The organism is Streptomyces sp. NPDC107522, from assembly GCF_055657525.1.
Genome location: NZ_JBVKAU010000006.1, coordinates 354499 through 370401, shown reverse-complemented (window position 1 = coordinate 370401; position 15903 = coordinate 354499). Strand labels below are relative to the sequence as shown.

Genomic DNA, 15903 nt, shown 5'->3' with positions numbered 1-15903 from the left:
CTTCCAACGCGCGCCCGCGCATCCCTCGACACAGGGTGATCGAGAGGGCGCAGTGCGCGGTCGGCGGGCTGCCATGGACGGAAGGGCCCCTGCATGCAGCCGAGCCGTCGGATACGCCCCCGCCGTGCGGTTGCCCTCGCCTCCGTGACCGTCCTGACCCTGGCGGTCGGCACCTCGGCAGGCACCGGGCGCCACACGGCGGGCCCCTCGACGGCAACGCAGGCGGGACCGATCGCCCTGTCCCGTTCCTCCCCCCTCGGCCCCTGCATGATCAGCGGCCGGCCGACGGTCCAGATGTCGGAGGGCGTGCCCACGGCACGCGGCTACTCCCGCTCCACCGGCACCGTCCACGCCCTCACCGTGATGGTCGACTTCCCCGACGCGCCCGGCCAGGGCAAGGCGCTCGACCGTTTCGCGGAGTTCTTCCCGAAGACCCAGGAGTGGTTCCGCACCAGCTCCTACGGCCGCCTCGACTACCGCCCCGAGACCCCGATCCGCGACTGGCTGCGCATGCCCAAGTCCTTCCACGCCTACGGCATAGAGCGCGGCGCGCCCTTCGACCCGGGGTACCGGCAGCTGGTCCAGGACATCGTGGCCGCGGCCGACCCCGGGGTGGACTTCCGGTCGTACGACTTCCTGAACGTGCTGGTGACGCCGAACGCCGGCCCCTCGGCCCTGGACACGGTCCTGTCGGTGTCCTTCGCGGGCAACACCGAGGCCCCGGTGGCGGACGGCGTCTCGGTCGCGAACGCCTCCTTCGTCTACTCCCGCCAGGACGACGGCTCCGGCTCCTACCACCGCACCGGCTACCGGGTCCTCCCCCACGAGAACGGCCACGTCTTCGGGCTGCCCGACCTGTACACGGCCGAGGGCGGGAGCGCGGTCGGGCACTGGGACATCATGAGCGAGGACTGGGGGGCCAACAACGACCTGCTCGGCTGGCACAAGTGGAAGCTGGGCTGGCTGGACGCGGCGCAGGTACGGTGCGCGGCCGCTCCCGGGACCTCCGACCACGCCTTGACGCCGCTGGCCCGCGAGGGCGGCCCGAAGCTGGTGTTCGTACCGCTGGACCGCCGCAGCGGATACGCCGTCGAGGTGCGCACGCGCGAGGGCAACGACGAGACCGTGTGCCGGCCCGGCGTGCTGATCTACAAGGTCGACGCGGACGTGGACACCGGGATGGGCCCGGTGAAGGTCCACGACGCCCGGCAGGACAGCGGCGGCTGCACCCGCAGTCCGAACGTGCACGCCGAGCTCTCGGACGCGGCGTTCGTGCCGGGGGAGGAGTTCCGGGACACGAAGCGGGGGGTGCGGATCGCGGTGGTGGAGGCGGATGTGGCGGGGAGTTACCGGGTGCGGGTGACCCGGGAGTAAGGACGGACAGGCGTAGGGGTGGGCGCGGCGCAGGCGTGGCGTGGGCGGGGGCGTGCGGCGGATTACGGTGTGAGCCTGCTGCGAACGCCGTACCGGAGAGCCGATGCCCGCGAAGACGACCCAGGACGCCCCCGCCGTACCGGCGGAGGCGGTGACGCCGCTGATCCGCGGTGTCGCGGTGCTGTGGCAGCTGACGGAGGCCGGCGGGACGCTGAGCGCGAGCGGGCTGGAGAGGGCCACCGGGCTCGCCCGCTCCACGGTGGACCGGATCGCGTCCACGCTCGCCCGCATGGGGTACGTCCGTCTCGACGGCCGTGACGTGGTGCTGGCACCCCGCGTGATGGAACTCGGCAACGCCTATCTGGCCGCCCTGGGCCTGCCCGCCCTGCTCGCCCCGCACGCGGACGCGCTCGCCGACGAGCTGGACGAGTCGGTGTCGCTGGCGGTCGGCGACCGCGACGGCATCCGCTTCATCCACCAGGCGACGCGCCGCCGCGCGATGTCCCTCAGCTTCCGCATCGGCGACCTGCTGCCCGCCGAGCGCACCGCGCCGGGCCCGCTGTTCGCCACGCTGTGGTCGGACGCGGAGTGGCGGGCCTGGCGCGAGCGCCGTGCGGCGGATCCGCAAGACCGCGGCTTTCCGGCCGTACCGCCCCGGGAGCACGTGTCTTCCGACGAGGACTTCGAACGCCGGGCGGCGCGGGCGCGGGAGGACGGCTGGGCGCTGGACGATCAGTTGATCGAGCCGGGGCTGGTCGCCGTGTCCGTCCCGGTGCGCGATCCCCGGGCGGGCGGCCGTATCGCCTGTGTGGCGAACGTGGTGAGCCACACGAGCCGCCACACGGCCGCGGACCTGCGCGACACGCTCCTCCCCCGGCTGCGCACGGCGGTGGCGGAGATGGAACGCGAGCTGCGCGAGGCCCCGGAGCCGCGGCGCGAGGCGGCTCCGGCGGGCCTGGCGACCTGGACGGGCGCCTCCAAGCAGGAACTGGGCAGGGAGTTCGTCGAGTCGCTGGCGCGCGGACTGACGGTCCTGACCGCCTTCGGCGAGGGACGCGCCGAGCTGACCCTCACGGACGTGGCCCAGGCGACCGGACTGTCCCGGGCCACGGCACGCAGGGCGCTCATCACGTACGGGCATCTGGGCCTGGTCCGCCCGTGCGGCGTGCGTGCCTTCTCGCTGACGCCCCGTGTCCTGTCGCTGGGCTTTCCACCCCTGTCCCGTACGTCCTTGGCGCGGATCGCCACTCCCCACCTGGCCGAACTGGCCGACCGGGTCCACGAGTCGGCGTCCCTGGCGGTGCTGACGCCGTCCGGCGAGGAGATCCAGTACACGGCCCGGGCGGCCACCGCCCGCGTGATGAGCGTCGACATCGCGGTCGGCACGCGACTGCCGGCGTACGCGACCTCGCTGGGCCGGGTGCTCCTGGCTGACCTCCCCGCCGGGGAACGGCACTTGGGGGACCTGTCCCCGCTGACACCGCGTACGACCACGGATCCCGCGACGCTGACGGCCGTACTGGAGGACGTCAGGGCCCGCGGATACGCCCTGGTCGACGAGGAGTTGGAGAAGGGCCTGCGCTCGGTGGCGGTACCGGTGCGCGACCGCGGCGGCAGGGTGGTCGCCGCGGTGAACGTGGCGATGCATGCGGCGCGGCGGTCGGTGGAGGAGTGCGTACGGGACGTGCTGCCCGAGCTGGTGGAGACGGCCGGGCGGGTGGAGCGGGACCTGCGGGTGGCGGGGCGGTTCGCGCGGGTCGCGATGTCCTGAGGCTGTTGCGATGTGCTGAGGCCGAGTCGCTTCGGGTTCAGCCGTCGTACGGCCTGGCGGCGCGGCCCTCGCGCAGGGTCAGGCCCCACCAGGCGAGCTGGTCGAGGAGCACGGTGGCGGCCTTGGCGGTGCCGTCCTGGTCGTACGGGCGGCCCTCGTCGTCGAACCGCTCCCAGGCCATGGGGAAGCTGACGGTGTCGCGCAGGGTGACGGCGTGCAGCTCGGCGAAGACCTGGCGCAGCTGCTCGACGGCCCGCTGGCCGCCGGCCATACCGCCGTAGGAGACGAAGCCGACCGGCTTGGCCCGCCACTCGCGGTAGACGTAGTCGATGGCCAGCTTCAGGGCGGCCGGGTAGCCGTGGTTGTACTCGGGCGTGACGACGACGAACCCGTCGAGCCCACCGATGCGCTCGGCCAGGGTCGGGGCGTCGTCCGGGGCGGCGGAGCGCTCCAGGGTGAGCTTGAGCTCGTCGGTGAGGGCGGGTTCGGACAGGTCGATGACATGCGTCTCCATGTCGTCGCGCCGGCCGATCTCGGAGACGAACCACTGCGCGACCTTGTCGGCGAGGCGGCCGGGGCGGACGCTGCCGATGAGGACGCCGATCTTGAGCGGGGGCTGGGACATGGAGGTGCCTCAATTCCGTTGACTGCGCAGGGAGTTCGCGGATCACCTCGGGTGAGGCCCGCCAGAGCAACGTAAAATCTCAAGTTAACTCGAGGTCAAGTACGTCAGGACGCTCCCTGGACCGCGGTCGCGCGGAACCTGGCCCGGTACTCGCTCGGCGTCGTGGCGAGGCGGCGGCGGAACGCCCGGATGAGGGTGTCGACGGTGCCGAACCCGCAGCCGGAGGCGATGCGTTCCAGCGTGTCGTCGGTGGTCGCCAGCAGGTGGCCGGCCGTCTCGACACGGAGCGACTCGATGTAGGCGTGCGGGGTCGTGCCGAGTTCGGTCTTGAAGATGCGGGTGAGCTGCCGGTCGCTGACGTGCGCGTACGCGGCCAGCTCCGGGACGGTGAGGCGCTGGTCGAGGTGGTTCAGGATGTGATGCCGCAGGTCCTCGATGCGCCGTGTCGTGGACACCCGCTCCAGCGGAACGCTGAACTGGGACTGCCCGCCGGGCCGCTTCAGGTACATCACGAGCTGGCGGGCGACGCGCAGCGCGACCTGCTCGCCGAAGTCCTCCGCGACCAGGGCGAGGGACAGATCCAGGCAGGCGCTGATCCCCGCACCGGTCCACACCTCGCCCGCCTCGCGGATGAAGATCGGATCCGGGTCGACCCGCACCGCCGGATGGTCGGCGGCGAGCCGCTGCGCGGTCGACCAGTGCGTGGTGGCGCGCTTGCCGTCGAGGAGGCCCGCGGCGGCGAGGATGTGCGCGCCGACGCACACCGAGGCGACGCGCCGGGCGCGGGCGGCCAGCGCCTTCACCCGGGCCACCGTGCCGGGCTCGATGACGGGATGGATGCGGCGCTCGCTGTCCACCTCGACGGAGCCGGGCACCAGGAGGGTGTCGATGGCCCGTGCGGCGACGTCCTGGAACGTGGTGTCGGGCAGGATCCGTACGCCCGCCGCCGTCGTCACCGGCTCCAGGGTCTCGGCGGCCAGCACGACCTCGTAGCCGACGCGCTCGGTGGTGTCGTACGGAACCTCGCGCTGGATCTCGCGCGGGACGAGGGAGAACACCTCCGGCGGCCCGGTGACGTCGAGGAGGTCGACCCCTTCGAACAGCACCATCACCATCAATCGATTCACGGCCCCCACCCTGCAACCCCCTGCTTCCCTCGCAGACATGGGTGTCGGTTTCTGCATATAGCGCGTCATTGCCCACCCCCCGGTTCGGGCCATAGCGTCGCATACATGTTCAACAGAGTGTTGAACGGCCGGTGTTGCGCGGCCTGTGTCGCACGACCCGTGCCGCACAACCCCTGTCGCACCACCCGCTCACGCCCCCGGAACCTTGGAGAAGACCTGTGGCAAGCAAGACGCTGCGCGAACTCGGCGGTGCCGACCACACCCCCGCGGCCCTCGCGTCCTCGACGCTCGTCCTCGTCGACTACCAGAACACCTACACCCGCGGTGTGATGGAACTCGACGGCTGGAAGCCCGCCCTGGAAGCGGCGTCGGACCTGCTGTCCCGGGCCCGCCGGGCCGGGGCGAAGGTCATCCACGTCCAGCACGACGGCGGCGAAGGCTCGCCGTACGACATCCGCACCGAGATCGGCGCGATCCACCCCGACGTGGCGCCGGTCGACGGTGAACCCGTGGTCGTCAAGCAGGCCCCGGACGCCTTCCACGGCACCGACCTCGGCAAGCTCGTGGACGAGGCCGGCAACGACACGGTGATCGTCGCCGGGTTCATGACCCATATGTGCATCGCGTACACGACGGCGTCCGCGGCCCTGCGCGGCAACAGGCCGACCGTCCCCGCGGACGCGTGCGCCACCCGGTCGATCGTCGACGTGTCCGCGGACGAGCTGCACCGCAGTGCCCTGGCGGCCATCGCCGACGCGTACGGCGTCGTCGTCGCGTCCGGGAAGGAGCTGGCCTGACATGGCGGGGCCGGGGCGCGGCAGTGAGTCCCGCCGCGGGTTCCTGAGGGCCGGCGGCGCGGCCCTGGTCGGCGGCGCCGCGGTGTTCGGCGCCACCCGCCTGGGCGGCTCCCCCGCGCAGGCGGCGGACGCCGACACGTCGAGCACGACGACGCTGCGCAAGCTGGGCGGCCTGGCCGACAGACCGGCTTCGCTCGCCTCCGCCACCTTGCTCATGGTCGACTACCAGAACACCTACACCCGGGGAGTGATGGAACTGACCGGCTGGCAGGCGGCCCTGGACGCCGCGGCCGAGCTGCTGAGCGCGACCCGCGAGGCGGGCGGGAAGGTCATCCACATCGTCAATGACGGCGGCGCGGGTTCGCCGTACGACATCCGCCGACCGATCGGCCGGATCCACGACAGGGTCAAGCCCGCCGACGGTGAGAGGACCGTGGTGAAGAAGGCCCCCAACGCCTTCGTGAACACCGGCCTCGGCGGGCACGTCGACCGGGCGGGGAACGAGAACCTGGTCATCGCCGGGTTCATGACGCACATGTGCGTGACGTTCACCGCCGAGGGCGCGTTCCTGCGCGGGAACAAGCCCACCGTGGTCGCGAACGCCTGCGCCACCCGGCCGCTGCCTTCGGTCGGCGGCGGACTGTCCGCCGAGCAGATCCACGAGAGCGCGCTGGCGACGATCGCCGACCTGTACGGCGTGGTCGTCCCCTCCCCCACCGCGCTGAGCTAGCGCGCCCCGCAGTTCCCCCTCTCCGGCCTCCCTCCAGCCCCACGCCGCCGGAGAGGGACTCCCTCCTCGCATTGCTCCCCGCGTCCCGGCCCTTCGCGGCTCCCGGCGGGTCAGTTCCCCCCACACCACCGCTTCCCCCACGGCGGGAACACCTGACGACCCATTCGTTACGGAGAGCAAGCCATGGCAACACGCCGGACCTTCATCGGCAGCGCGGGCGGCATCGGCGCCGCGGCCTTCCTCGGCCATACGGCCGCCACGCCGACCGCGGCAACCGCCCTCGACGCCGCCCCCGCCGCCGAAGCGGTGAACCCACAGACCGCCGCCCGGGACTCCCTGCGCGCCGTGAACGCCGCGATGCGCACCAACTACGCGGCGCTGAAAGCCGACCTGGTCAGGAATCTCGGGCCCGTCATCGTGGTGCAGAACGACGCGAAGGGCGGCACGTTCACCCTCGTCCACCAGGGCAAGCAGTACGTCGAGCACCCGGTGGCCGAGGAGTTCGAGCTGGCGAAGTCCATCGCCCATGTGCCGCTGGGGATCTACTCCACGATCGCGGAGTACCTGTCGGACAAGGTCCCCAACGTCGCCAACGCCGACCGGATCGACGCCCACGACCTCGACATGGTGGCCATGAAGGGCCCCGGCACCGACGCGTGGACCACGCCGCTGCAGGCGTTCGCCGACAGGCTGACCACCGCGAAGAACAACCTCGCCGCGGCGAACCTGCCGCAGGAGCTGCACAACTCCTGCGCGAAGATCCTCGACGAGGCGCTGACCTTCATCGCCGACTCCGTCCGCGCCCGCGCCTTCGACATCGCCTCGTTCCAGGACTTCGCGCGGCGCGTCTACCCGTCGATCCGCGTGAACATGCAGCACGCCTCCGCGGCGCAGATCTCCGGCGTGCAGGGCCTGTGCAGGAAGTGGCGGGCACAGATCGGCGAGAACGCCTGGGCCGACCTGTACACGGTGGTGCTGTCGATCTGGACGACGTCGGTGCTGAACCAGGCGGAGATCATCATCAAGCCGATGATGAACCAGAAGAAGGTGGCCACCCACCTGATCGACATCCCCACGGCGCAGCTGCCGTCGGACCCGATCGGGGTGGCGCTGGACAACCTGGCGCGGATCGTTCAGGACAACATCGCCGCGGAGCTCGTGTTCGTGTCCGACGCGAAGGTCGCCGACGCCCTGAAGGGCAAGGAGGACCTGCTGTCCGACGAGATCCTGAGGCAGCTCGGCACGACCGCCTCCGGCGCGGCTTCCGGGGTGGCGTTCCGCACCGCGGGCAGGGCGACGTGTCCGGTCGACCACGGCATGAGCGTCTGACACGGCGCGAGCGACTGACGCGACGCGGGCAACTGACGCGGCGCGAGCGACTGATACGACGCGGGCGACTGACCGGAGCCCGAGTTGAAAGCCCGGCGGCCCTCTCCTGTGCGGAGGAGGGGGCCGCCGTCACGTCCACGGGGGACCGCACGCGCATGGGGGAACACACGTGAACACCAGGCTGTGGCTCATCGCCGGCCTGATTCTGCTGGCCGTCAATCTCCGCGCGGCGATGACCGGAGCGCCGCCGCTCATCGGGGACGTACAGCAGGCGCTCGCCCTGTCCGGCACCCAGGTCGGCGTGCTGGCGACAGCACCGGTGCTGTGCCTGGGCGCCTTCGCCTGGCTCGCGCCCCGGCTGTCCCGCCGGTTCGGGACGCACGCCGCCGTGTGCGCCGCCGCCACGGTCCTGGCGCTCGGCGCCGCGTTGCGCGCCGTTCCCTGGTCTACGGCGCTCTACGCCGGAACGGTGCTGTGCGGGGCCGGTATCGCCGTCGGCAACGTCCTCGTGCCCGCCGTCATCAAGGACCACTTCGCCGACCGGACCGGCCTGTTCACCGGCCTCACCATGACGCTCATGGCCGTCTCGGGCGCCCTCGCAGCCGGAGCCGCGGTGCCGCTCGCTGCCGCGGCCGGATGGCAGTTCGCCCTTGCGGTGTGGGCGGTACCGGCGGTGCCGGCCGCGGTGGTGTGGGGGCTGCTGGCCGCGCCTGGAGCGGACGGGAGACACCGCAGGGGGCCACGTCCTACACCGATGCCGAGGCCGAGAGTGACGGCGGGACCGAAAGCGACGGCGAGGTCCCAGCCGCCCGGCGGATCCTTACTGCGCTGCGCGCTCGCCTGGTGGCTGTCGGCGTTCCTCGGACTGGTCTCGCTGATGTTCTACGTACTCGTGGCGTGGCTGCCGCAGATCATGCAGGCGAGCGGCTACCCACCCGCCCAGGCCGGCCTGATGATGTCGGTGATGCTGACCATCGGCATCCCCCTGGGCTTCGTCGTCCCCCTTGCCGCCGCCCGCATGCGCAGCCAGCAGCCCCTGGTGGTGGCCGTGGTCGTGGCGAAGCCGGTCTCCCTCACGGGCCTGCTGCTGGCCCCCACGTACGGCTGGGTATGGGTATGCCTGCTCGGCGCGGCGACCGGCGCGGCCTTCCCCCTGGCCATGACCCTCCTCGGCCTGCGCACGAACAACCCGCAGACCGCCGCCGCCCTCTCGGCGATGGCCCAGACCACCGGCTACCTCCTCGCCGGCCTCGGCCCGCTGGCCATCGGCCTGCTGCACGACATCACCGACGGCTGGCGCGCACCGCTCACCGTCCTGACCGCCCTGGTCGTACCGGAAGCGATCACCGGCCTCCTGGCCGCCCGCCCCGGCCATGTACGCCCCGCCAGCCACCCATCCAGTCACTCCCCGCAGACCCCTCCTGACCTGCGGAAACCAGAACCTTCCCACTCTCGATCCCTTATCCGCTAGGCTAGTCGCCGGATCTCGCCGAGATCCTTGCCTTCGTAGCTCAGGGGATAGAGCACCGCTCTCCTAAAGCGGGTGTCGCAGGTTCGAATCCTGCCGGGGGCACCATGCGTTACCGCTCTGACCTGGGGAGACTCCCTCAGAGAGGGCTTCTGCTCGGCCTCGGACTTCTCGTCCGGGGCCGTTTGCGTGAGCGGGCGGAGAGTCGGCGTCGGCGAGCGAAGCGGTGATGAGCGCGGGCGGGGTGCCGCGGGTCGAGGCCTCGGCCACAGCGCGGCGGACCGCGGCCCGCCGATCAGGCCGGCCCTGCCGAGGGCGAAACCGTTGAAGGGCTCGGCGAGTTCGCGGTGTCCGCTGTCGCTTCGCGAACTCGTCGACGGTGCACGGGAGTTTCGTCAGCGCCCCGGGTGAGCGGCGAGGAGCCCGGGCCGCCTCGCGCCCTTGGCGGCGGCCACACGGGTGGTTCTGCGCGGAGCGCCTACGTCCGCGTTCGGCTGCGTGATGCCTTGGCCGTACAGGGGACTTGGGCCGGTCGCGGTGGCCGGTGCGCTTGCTCGCCGGTCGGACGATCCGGCGTGCCGACGAGCAGATATCCGGTATTTGCGCATTAACCTCTCGTCACCTTATGACGTGGCGGATCGCATAAGCGTCCGCTTCAACGCTCGGAGAAGACATGCGCAAGCCTCGCAAGATCGCTGTCGTGGCCGTCCTCCTCAGCGCCATCGGCTTCCTCGGCACCGGCACCGCCTACGCCGACGGGAAGGGGCACGGACACGGACACAAGCACGAGCAGGGACACAAGCAAGGGCACAAGCACGGCCACAAACAAAAGCAGGACAGCAAAGAGGGCAAGACGCTCCTCATCAGCCAGAGCACCTCGTGCTCGACGACCGAGGAGAACGTCGTCGTACAGGGCCAGTTCGGGTTCCAGAACGGCCGCGAGGGCAACCGGTCCAACGGCGAGGGCTCGCCCGGCTCGCAGACCATGGTCCTCGGCTCGACCCAGGGCTGCAACAACACCGTCGTCCTCGGCAGGTAGCTCACCCGGGGCCGACCTGCGTCGGAGTGTCGAACAGCCCGCCGGAAGCGATCTTCCGGCGGGCTGCTTTGTGCCTGGTGGGACACGGGGACAAGACGGAGGGAACACCGGCGCCGGGCGGGGCGGCCCAGGCGCACACTGGAAGCAGAAGGTCATGACTTCATGAGCCGGACGTGGAGGTGGCCATGAGCACCCTCGAAGAACACGTGGATGTCGGAGTTCCGATCGACACGGCCTGGGACAGCCTTCACCAGGTGGAGGACTATCCGCGCTTCCTGGCAGGGGTGCGCGAGGCCCGTGCGGAGGAGAGCGGTCGGACGCGGCTGGGCGTCGAGGCCGGGGGGCGGGCCCGGGAGTTCGAGGCCAGGGTTTCCGACCGGGCGGGGGAACGCGTGCTGGAGTGGCGCACCACGGGCGATCCCGGGCTGGCGGGATCCTTCTCGCTGCTGCCGATCGACGATGATCACACCCGGGTCCAGGCGCGGCTCGAGTACGACCCCGGCACGGTCAGGGAGACCTTCGGCGGGCCGAAGGGGTTCGCCCAGGCGAACGCGATCGAGCGGCTCGTCCGCAGCGATCTCGAGCAGTTCAAGGAGTACGTGGAGCAGGGGCGGTGACAGGCACACGAGAGGAGCGCATACGGCCCACCTCGCAGTACGCGGCGACCCGCTCGCGCCGCTGAGCCCTGCCTCCGAACGCCCCGCCCCCGACCGCCCCGTCTGCGATCGCCCGGCCCGTCACGGCTTGCGGCCCACCCCGCAGTACGCGTCGACCGCGGCCGTCGCCGGGTCCGTCGGGCCATGGGTGTCGGGGCGCCACTCGGGGACCTGGACGATGCCCGGGTCCACCAGGTCGAGGCCGTCGAAGTAGGCGGCGATCTCGCCGATGCTGCGCACGTGGTACGGCACGGCGCCGCTGGCGTTGTACGCCTCCGACGCGGCGATCATGCCCTCGCTGGTGGCCGTGCTGTCGCTGATCACCAGGTGGCTGCCCGAGGGGAGGCCGGCCAGGAGGCGGCGTACCAGGTCGCAGGCCTGGTCGTGGTCGGCGACGTGGCCGAGCGTGTTGAGGATCATCAGGGCGACCGGGCGGGAGAGGTCGAGCGTGCCCGCGGCGGCCTCCAGGACGCCTCCGGGGTCGTACAGGTCGGCGTCCAGGAACGTCGCCATGCCCTCGGCTGTGCTGGTGAGCAGGGCGCTCGCGTGGGCCAGCACGATGGGGTCGTTGTCGACGTACACGATGCGGGCGTCCGGCGCCACGCGCTGGGCCACCTGGTGGGTGTTGTCGGCGGTCGGCAGACCGGTGCCGATGTCCAGGAACTGCCGTACGCCCGCCTCGCCGGCCAGGTGGCGTACGGCGCGGCCCAGGAACTGGCGGCTGGTGACGGCCACGTCGACGAGGCCGGGGAAGATCTCCTTGATCTCGTCCCCGATCCGCCGGTCGACCTCGTAGTGGTCCTTGCCCCCGACGAAGTAGTTCCAGAAGCGTGCCGAGTGCGGCTTGGAGGTGTCGATCCGGGCCCGCGTCCGGGCGGTGGCACCGAGGGGGATGTCGGGGTCGGGCACGGTGGCCTCCTGGGGATCGGTACGAGTCGTCGCCGGTGGTCAAATCCGCAACCAACCTAGGTGAACTCCCCTTGTACGCGGGCTAGTTGGCGCGGATACGCCTCACGCGCCGTGAGGTTTTGGCCATTCCTGCGGGGAGACCCAGGGGTGCGGCGGTGGGCCGTGGGGACGCTGCTCGGTCCACCGCCGCGCTCAGTCGAAGAGGACGGTACGAGGACGCACCTCTCCCCGACTACCCGGTCCAGCGCACCGGCGGACCCAGGTGTCACAGTCCCCGCGAGCCCTCCGCTGCCACGAGCCCGCTCTCCTCCGCGTGCCGAAGCCTCGCTGCCGCCAGCGTCAGCGTCACCGCGATCGACGCCGCCGCCATCACCGTCATCGCCGTCGCCGGAGAGGTCAGTTGGGCCACGGAACCCGCCAGCGCCGCGCTCGCCCCCTGCATCGAGAGCATCCCGGAGCCGTGCAACCCCAGGGCATGACCGCCGAGTTCGTCGGGGGTCAGGGCCACCAGCCGCTCCTGCTGGACGAGGCTCGCGCCGAAGCCGACCGAGGCCACGGCCACGGCGACGGCGGCCACCGGCGCCGCCGGGCGCAGCGCGAAGAACAGATACGGGGCGGCCAGCAGGAGCAGCAGCGGTACGCCGAGCCGCGGGCGCAGCGCGGGCGGCACGAGACGGCCCACCGTCACATCGCCGGCGAACATCCCCAGCGCCGCGCAGGCGAACAGCGTGCCCGCCGCGTCCGGGGCGTAGGAGACGTACAGGGACTCGCAGCCGACGATCAGGCCGTTGGGGATCCACAGGGCGAGGAAGACCAGGCGGCGAGGCCGGGAGGACCACAGCAGGGCGTTGGTGTGCCAGGTCGCCGCGACCGACGGGCGGCCCTGGACGCGGGGCGGACGGGCGGTGAGGCCGAGGCGGAGCACGACCGCCGCCACCCCGTACAACGCCGCCGCCAGCAGCAGTGACAGGCGCGGCGACAGCAGCGCGACCAGGACGCCGCCCGTCGCGTACCCGGTGATCTGAGTGACCCCGGCCATCATGTTGAAGACCGAACGCCCCAGCAGGAAGCCGTCCTTGGTGAGGATCTCGTTCACCAGGCCCCAGCGGACTCCCCCGCCGAGCGACGCGACCAGACCCTGTCCGACGATGACGAGGAAGAGCGTCCAGAGGGGCAGTGCGGGCAGCGTGAGGACCGCCGTGGTGGCGGCGAGGACGAGGGAGATCCAGGTCAGCGCGGACCGCGGGGGCAGCCGGTCGGCGCCGGACAGCAGGAAGGTCGCCCCGAGCACCTGCGCCAGCGACGGGCCGAACATGCTCACCGCGGACAGCAGCGGCGAGTCGGTGGCCCGGAACACCAGGGTGCCGAGGGCGAGACCGCTGATCGTCTGGGCCAGGACGTTGGCCGAGGAGGCGAGGAAGAGCGGAGTGAACTCCAGGGTGCGGAAGAGCTGTCGGTAGCTGCGCATGCGCGGAGTCTGCGGCGGCCGGGAACGCGGTCGTTATTGTTTCGCCGGGGCGCGAAAGGTCGCTGGGAGGACTGGGCGGCCCACGGGGGAGGACGGGGCGGCCCATGGGCTGAACGGGCTGGAGGACTCATGGGCTGGTGGCAGATCAACGCCGACACCCTCGCCGGAAGCCGGTTCGTGCTCTCCCCGCTCGCCGAGACCTTCGCCGCGCTGAAGCTGCTGCACTCGGCCGCCGCCGCCCACCCCGGCGAACGCGCCTGGCTGGACGCCCATCTGCCCGGCTACCGGGCCCGTCTCGCCGCCGACCCGGTCACCGCGCGGCTGGTGCGGGCCGGGCTCGGGAAGGACTGGATCGCCGACTTCCTCACCCCGACCCCGAGGGACGGGGAGACCTTCGAGGAGGGCCTCGCCCGCGTGCGCGCGGCCGGCCCCGAGGCGGCCCGCGCCCACCTCACCGTTTCCCTCGCGGGGCCCCTCCCCGCCGTACTGGACCGGGACGACCTGCCCGAACGCGCCGCCGAGCTCCTCGCATACGTCTGGACGCAGACCGTACGCCCGGACTGGTACCGGCGCCGGCGCATCCTGGAGGCCGACGTGGTCGCGCGGACCGCGCGGGTGAGCCGGGGCGGCTGGGCGGCCGTACTGGACTCGCTGCGGCCGGGGAGCACACGCTGGCTCGGCGACAACCGGCTCCAGGTGAACCTGCACGAGTACCCGCCCCGCGAGATCTCCGGCGCCGAGCTGGTCTTCGTGCCGGTCACGCCGAAGGGCGGTTGGGTGTCCTGGGAGGAGCCCGACCGGTACGCCGTCGTCTACGCGTGCGCCGGAGCGCTCGCCGACCCCGGCGGGCGGGCTGTTCCCGCGAGCCTGGGAGCGCTGCTCGGGAACGCGCGGGCAGCGGTGCTCGTCCTCCTCGACGCCCCGCTCAGCACCACCCAGTTGGTCGCCGTGACCGGGCAGGGGCTGGGCTCGGTCGGCCGGCATCTGCGGGTGCTGCTGGACGCGGGGCTGGTGGAGCGGCGGCGGGCGGGGCGGTCGGTGCTGTATTCGCGTACGACGGCCGGGGCGGTGCTGGTGAAGGCGGCGGGGCCGGACCATGGGCCCGGTACCTACCGGAGCTAGCATCCGCTTTATGACTGCTGACACCAACGCATCCCCCCTCGACGTCGAGATCGGCGCCCTCCAGGGCGGTTCCGCGGACCTCTCCCAGTACGCCGGCAAGGCCGTACTGGTCGTCAACGTGGCCTCCAAGTGCGGCCTGACCCCGCAGTACACCGGCCTGGAGAAGCTCCAGGAGCAGTACGCGGAGCGTGGCTTCACCGTGCTCGGCGTGCCCTGCAACCAGTTCCTCGGGCAGGAGCCCGGCAGCGCCGAGGAGATCGCCGAGTTCTGCTCGGCGACGTACGGCGTGACCTTCCCGATGACCGAGAAGGTCGAGGTGAACGGCGAGGGCCGGCACCCGCTGTACGAGCGGCTCGTCGGCTTCGCCGACGCCGAGGGGCACAGCGGTGACATCCGCTGGAACTTCGAGAAGTTCCTGATCGGCCGGGACGGCGCGGTCGTCGCCCGCTTCTCGCCGCAGACGGAGCCGGAGGCGGCGGAGATCGTCACGGCGATCGAGGGTCAGCTGGCCGGTTGACCTTGCCCCTGGGGCAGGGCCGACCGTTCTTCGCACCGGGCGGAAGAGCCGCCCGGTGACGGAGGATGAGGCCGTGGACGACGAACTGCTCACCATCGGCGCGTTCGCCGCGCGGGCCAGGCTGTCGGCCAAGGCCCTGCGGCTGTACGACCGCCTGGGGCTGCTCGCCCCTGCGCACGTCGACGAGCTGAGCGGCTACCGCTACTACCGCGCCGACCAGATCGAACGCGCTCGCCTCGTGGCACTCCTGCGCCAGCTGGACATGCCGCTGGCCCGGGTCGCCGAGGTCGTCGAGGCCCCGGACGGGGCCGCGGCCGCCGACCGGCTCGCCGCGTACTGGGCGGACGTCGAGGCGCGGGTGGCGGGGCAGCGGACACTCGCCGAGTACCTCCGTGGACGACTGTCGGGGAGGAGCTCCGAGATGTACGGGAAGTTCGTGGTCGAGACGGTGGACGTGCCCGAGCAGGTGCTGATCACCGAGACGCGGCATGTGCTGGCGGGCGAGCTGCCGGCCTGGATCGGCGCGTCACTGGGACGCCTGGAGGAGGCGGCGAAGGAGTGCGGCGGCATCACCGCACCGCCGTTCGTCGTCTACCACTCCGACGTGTCGATGGAGAGCGACGGGCCCGCCGAGTCCTGTGTGCCGGTGGCCGACGAGGCGGCGGCCCGGGCGTGGCTGGAGAAGCAGGGCCGTACCTGGGAGACGAAGGTACGCGTGGAGCCGGCCCAGCGGCTGGCCTACACCCGGATCACCAAGGCCCAGGTGGCCCATCCGCAGATCCTGGCCGCCTTCGAGGCGGTCGAGCAGTGGATCCCGCGGCACGGGCTGTGGCAGGCGGGCCCGTGCCGGGAGATCTACTTCGCGGACTGGGACGCGGCGGGGGCCGAGGACCCCGTGTGTGACGTGGCGTTTCCGGTGAAGTGACCGGGGTTTGCGGTGAGGGGCGGGGCCGGGCTGCGCCGGGGCTCAC

At 72.0% G+C, this 15903-nt stretch carries 15 protein-coding genes and 1 tRNA gene; 12 read left to right on the top strand and 4 right to left on the bottom strand.

The features are described from left to right. Window positions 1-93 precede the first annotated feature (93 nt). Together ACZ7L6_RS22005 and ACZ7L6_RS22000 are read left to right on the top strand one after the other, a co-directional pair. Complete coding sequence (locus ACZ7L6_RS22005) at window positions 94-1374, top strand: M6 family metalloprotease domain-containing protein (protein WP_471926365.1); 1281 nt, start codon at window positions 94-96, stop codon at window positions 1372-1374. Between the two features lie 103 nt (window positions 1375-1477). Further along, entirely contained in the window at window positions 1478-3145 is a 1668-nt protein-coding gene (locus ACZ7L6_RS22000) for an IclR family transcriptional regulator domain-containing protein (protein ID WP_471926363.1), read from the top strand. A gap of 37 nt (window positions 3146-3182) precedes the next feature. Here ACZ7L6_RS22000 and ACZ7L6_RS21995 read toward each other — a convergent pair whose 3' ends face one another. Continuing rightward, the gene (locus ACZ7L6_RS21995; RefSeq protein WP_471926361.1) at window positions 3183-3770 is read right to left on the bottom strand and encodes an NADPH-dependent FMN reductase; all 588 of its coding nucleotides are present in this window, start codon (window positions 3768-3770) and stop codon (window positions 3183-3185) included. Between the two features lie 104 nt (window positions 3771-3874). Next, window positions 3875-4906 (bottom strand): GlxA family transcriptional regulator, encoded by a 1032-nt coding sequence (locus ACZ7L6_RS21990; protein ID WP_471926359.1) that lies wholly within the window; start codon window positions 4904-4906, stop codon window positions 3875-3877. 209 nt (window positions 4907-5115) lie between these two features. Here ACZ7L6_RS21990 and ACZ7L6_RS21985 point away from each other — a divergent pair, with 209 nt between their 5' ends. From ACZ7L6_RS21985 to ACZ7L6_RS21955, 7 genes are all read left to right on the top strand, one after another. Continuing rightward, window positions 5116-5694: a cysteine hydrolase family protein gene (locus ACZ7L6_RS21985; RefSeq protein WP_471926357.1), complete on the top strand. Its 579-nt coding sequence runs from the start codon at window positions 5116-5118 to the stop codon at window positions 5692-5694. A 1-nt stretch (window position 5695) separates the two neighbouring features. After that, on the top strand, window positions 5696-6424 hold the full coding sequence (locus ACZ7L6_RS21980; RefSeq protein WP_471926355.1) for an isochorismatase family protein: 729 nt from the start codon (window positions 5696-5698) through the stop codon (window positions 6422-6424). 183 nt (window positions 6425-6607) lie between these two features. Continuing rightward, entirely contained in the window at window positions 6608-7753 is a 1146-nt protein-coding gene (locus tag ACZ7L6_RS21975) for a hypothetical protein (RefSeq protein WP_471926353.1), read from the top strand. Between the two features lie 169 nt (window positions 7754-7922). Continuing rightward, complete coding sequence (locus ACZ7L6_RS21970) at window positions 7923-9224, top strand: MFS transporter (protein WP_471926351.1); 1302 nt, start codon at window positions 7923-7925, stop codon at window positions 9222-9224. Between the two features lie 29 nt (window positions 9225-9253). Continuing rightward, window positions 9254-9329, top strand: a tRNA-Arg gene (locus ACZ7L6_RS21965). Window positions 9330-9894: 565 nt separating this feature from the next. Beyond that, window positions 9895-10260: a hypothetical protein gene (locus ACZ7L6_RS21960; RefSeq protein ID WP_471926349.1), complete on the top strand. Its 366-nt coding sequence runs from the start codon at window positions 9895-9897 to the stop codon at window positions 10258-10260. 185 nt (window positions 10261-10445) lie between these two features. Beyond that, window positions 10446-10877, top strand: a complete 432-nt coding sequence (locus ACZ7L6_RS21955) for an SRPBCC family protein (RefSeq protein ID WP_471926347.1) — start codon at window positions 10446-10448, stop codon at window positions 10875-10877. A gap of 120 nt (window positions 10878-10997) precedes the next feature. Here ACZ7L6_RS21955 and ACZ7L6_RS21950 read toward each other — a convergent pair whose 3' ends face one another. Both ACZ7L6_RS21950 and ACZ7L6_RS21945 read right to left on the bottom strand, forming a co-directional pair. Next, window positions 10998-11825, bottom strand: a complete 828-nt coding sequence (locus tag ACZ7L6_RS21950) for an SAM-dependent methyltransferase (RefSeq protein ID WP_471926345.1) — start codon at window positions 11823-11825, stop codon at window positions 10998-11000. 265 nt (window positions 11826-12090) lie between these two features. Continuing rightward, entirely contained in the window at window positions 12091-13293 is a 1203-nt protein-coding gene (locus ACZ7L6_RS21945; protein WP_471926343.1) for an MFS transporter, read from the bottom strand. A 129-nt stretch (window positions 13294-13422) separates the two neighbouring features. Here ACZ7L6_RS21945 and ACZ7L6_RS21940 point away from each other — a divergent pair, with 129 nt between their 5' ends. Genes ACZ7L6_RS21940 through ACZ7L6_RS21930 form a run of 3 tightly spaced genes read left to right on the top strand, consistent with a single transcriptional unit; the run spans window position 13423 to window position 15857 of the window. After that, window positions 13423-14415: an ArsR/SmtB family transcription factor gene (locus ACZ7L6_RS21940; protein WP_471926341.1), complete on the top strand. Its 993-nt coding sequence runs from the start codon at window positions 13423-13425 to the stop codon at window positions 14413-14415. A gap of 10 nt (window positions 14416-14425) precedes the next feature. Then, window positions 14426-14932 (top strand): glutathione peroxidase, encoded by a 507-nt coding sequence (locus tag ACZ7L6_RS21935; RefSeq protein WP_471926339.1) that lies wholly within the window; start codon window positions 14426-14428, stop codon window positions 14930-14932. A gap of 55 nt (window positions 14933-14987) precedes the next feature. Then, on the top strand, window positions 14988-15857 hold the full coding sequence (locus ACZ7L6_RS21930) for a MerR family transcriptional regulator (RefSeq protein WP_471926337.1): 870 nt from the start codon (window positions 14988-14990) through the stop codon (window positions 15855-15857). Window positions 15858-15903 lie beyond the last annotated feature (46 nt).

What these genes read in the sequence shown, in the direction of transcription:
- ACZ7L6_RS21945 (WP_471926343.1), bottom strand. Translation starts at nt 13,293, where the DNA reads ATGCGCAGCTACCGACAGCTCTTCCGCACCCTGGAGTTCACTCCGCTC.
- ACZ7L6_RS21955 (WP_471926347.1), top strand. Translation starts at nt 10,446, where the DNA reads ATGAGCACCCTCGAAGAACACGTGGATGTCGGAGTTCCGATCGACACG.
- ACZ7L6_RS21995 (WP_471926361.1), bottom strand. Translation starts at nt 3,770, where the DNA reads ATGTCCCAGCCCCCGCTCAAGATCGGCGTCCTCATCGGCAGCGTCCGC.
- ACZ7L6_RS21975 (WP_471926353.1), top strand. Translation starts at nt 6,608, where the DNA reads ATGGCAACACGCCGGACCTTCATCGGCAGCGCGGGCGGCATCGGCGCC.
- ACZ7L6_RS21960 (WP_471926349.1), top strand. Translation starts at nt 9,895, where the DNA reads ATGCGCAAGCCTCGCAAGATCGCTGTCGTGGCCGTCCTCCTCAGCGCC.
- ACZ7L6_RS22000 (WP_471926363.1), top strand. Translation starts at nt 1,478, where the DNA reads ATGCCCGCGAAGACGACCCAGGACGCCCCCGCCGTACCGGCGGAGGCG.
- ACZ7L6_RS22005 (WP_471926365.1), top strand. Translation starts at nt 94, where the DNA reads ATGCAGCCGAGCCGTCGGATACGCCCCCGCCGTGCGGTTGCCCTCGCC.
- ACZ7L6_RS21935 (WP_471926339.1), top strand. Translation starts at nt 14,426, where the DNA reads ATGACTGCTGACACCAACGCATCCCCCCTCGACGTCGAGATCGGCGCC.
- ACZ7L6_RS21940 (WP_471926341.1), top strand. Translation starts at nt 13,423, where the DNA reads ATGGGCTGGTGGCAGATCAACGCCGACACCCTCGCCGGAAGCCGGTTC.
- ACZ7L6_RS21980 (WP_471926355.1), top strand. Translation starts at nt 5,696, where the DNA reads ATGGCGGGGCCGGGGCGCGGCAGTGAGTCCCGCCGCGGGTTCCTGAGG.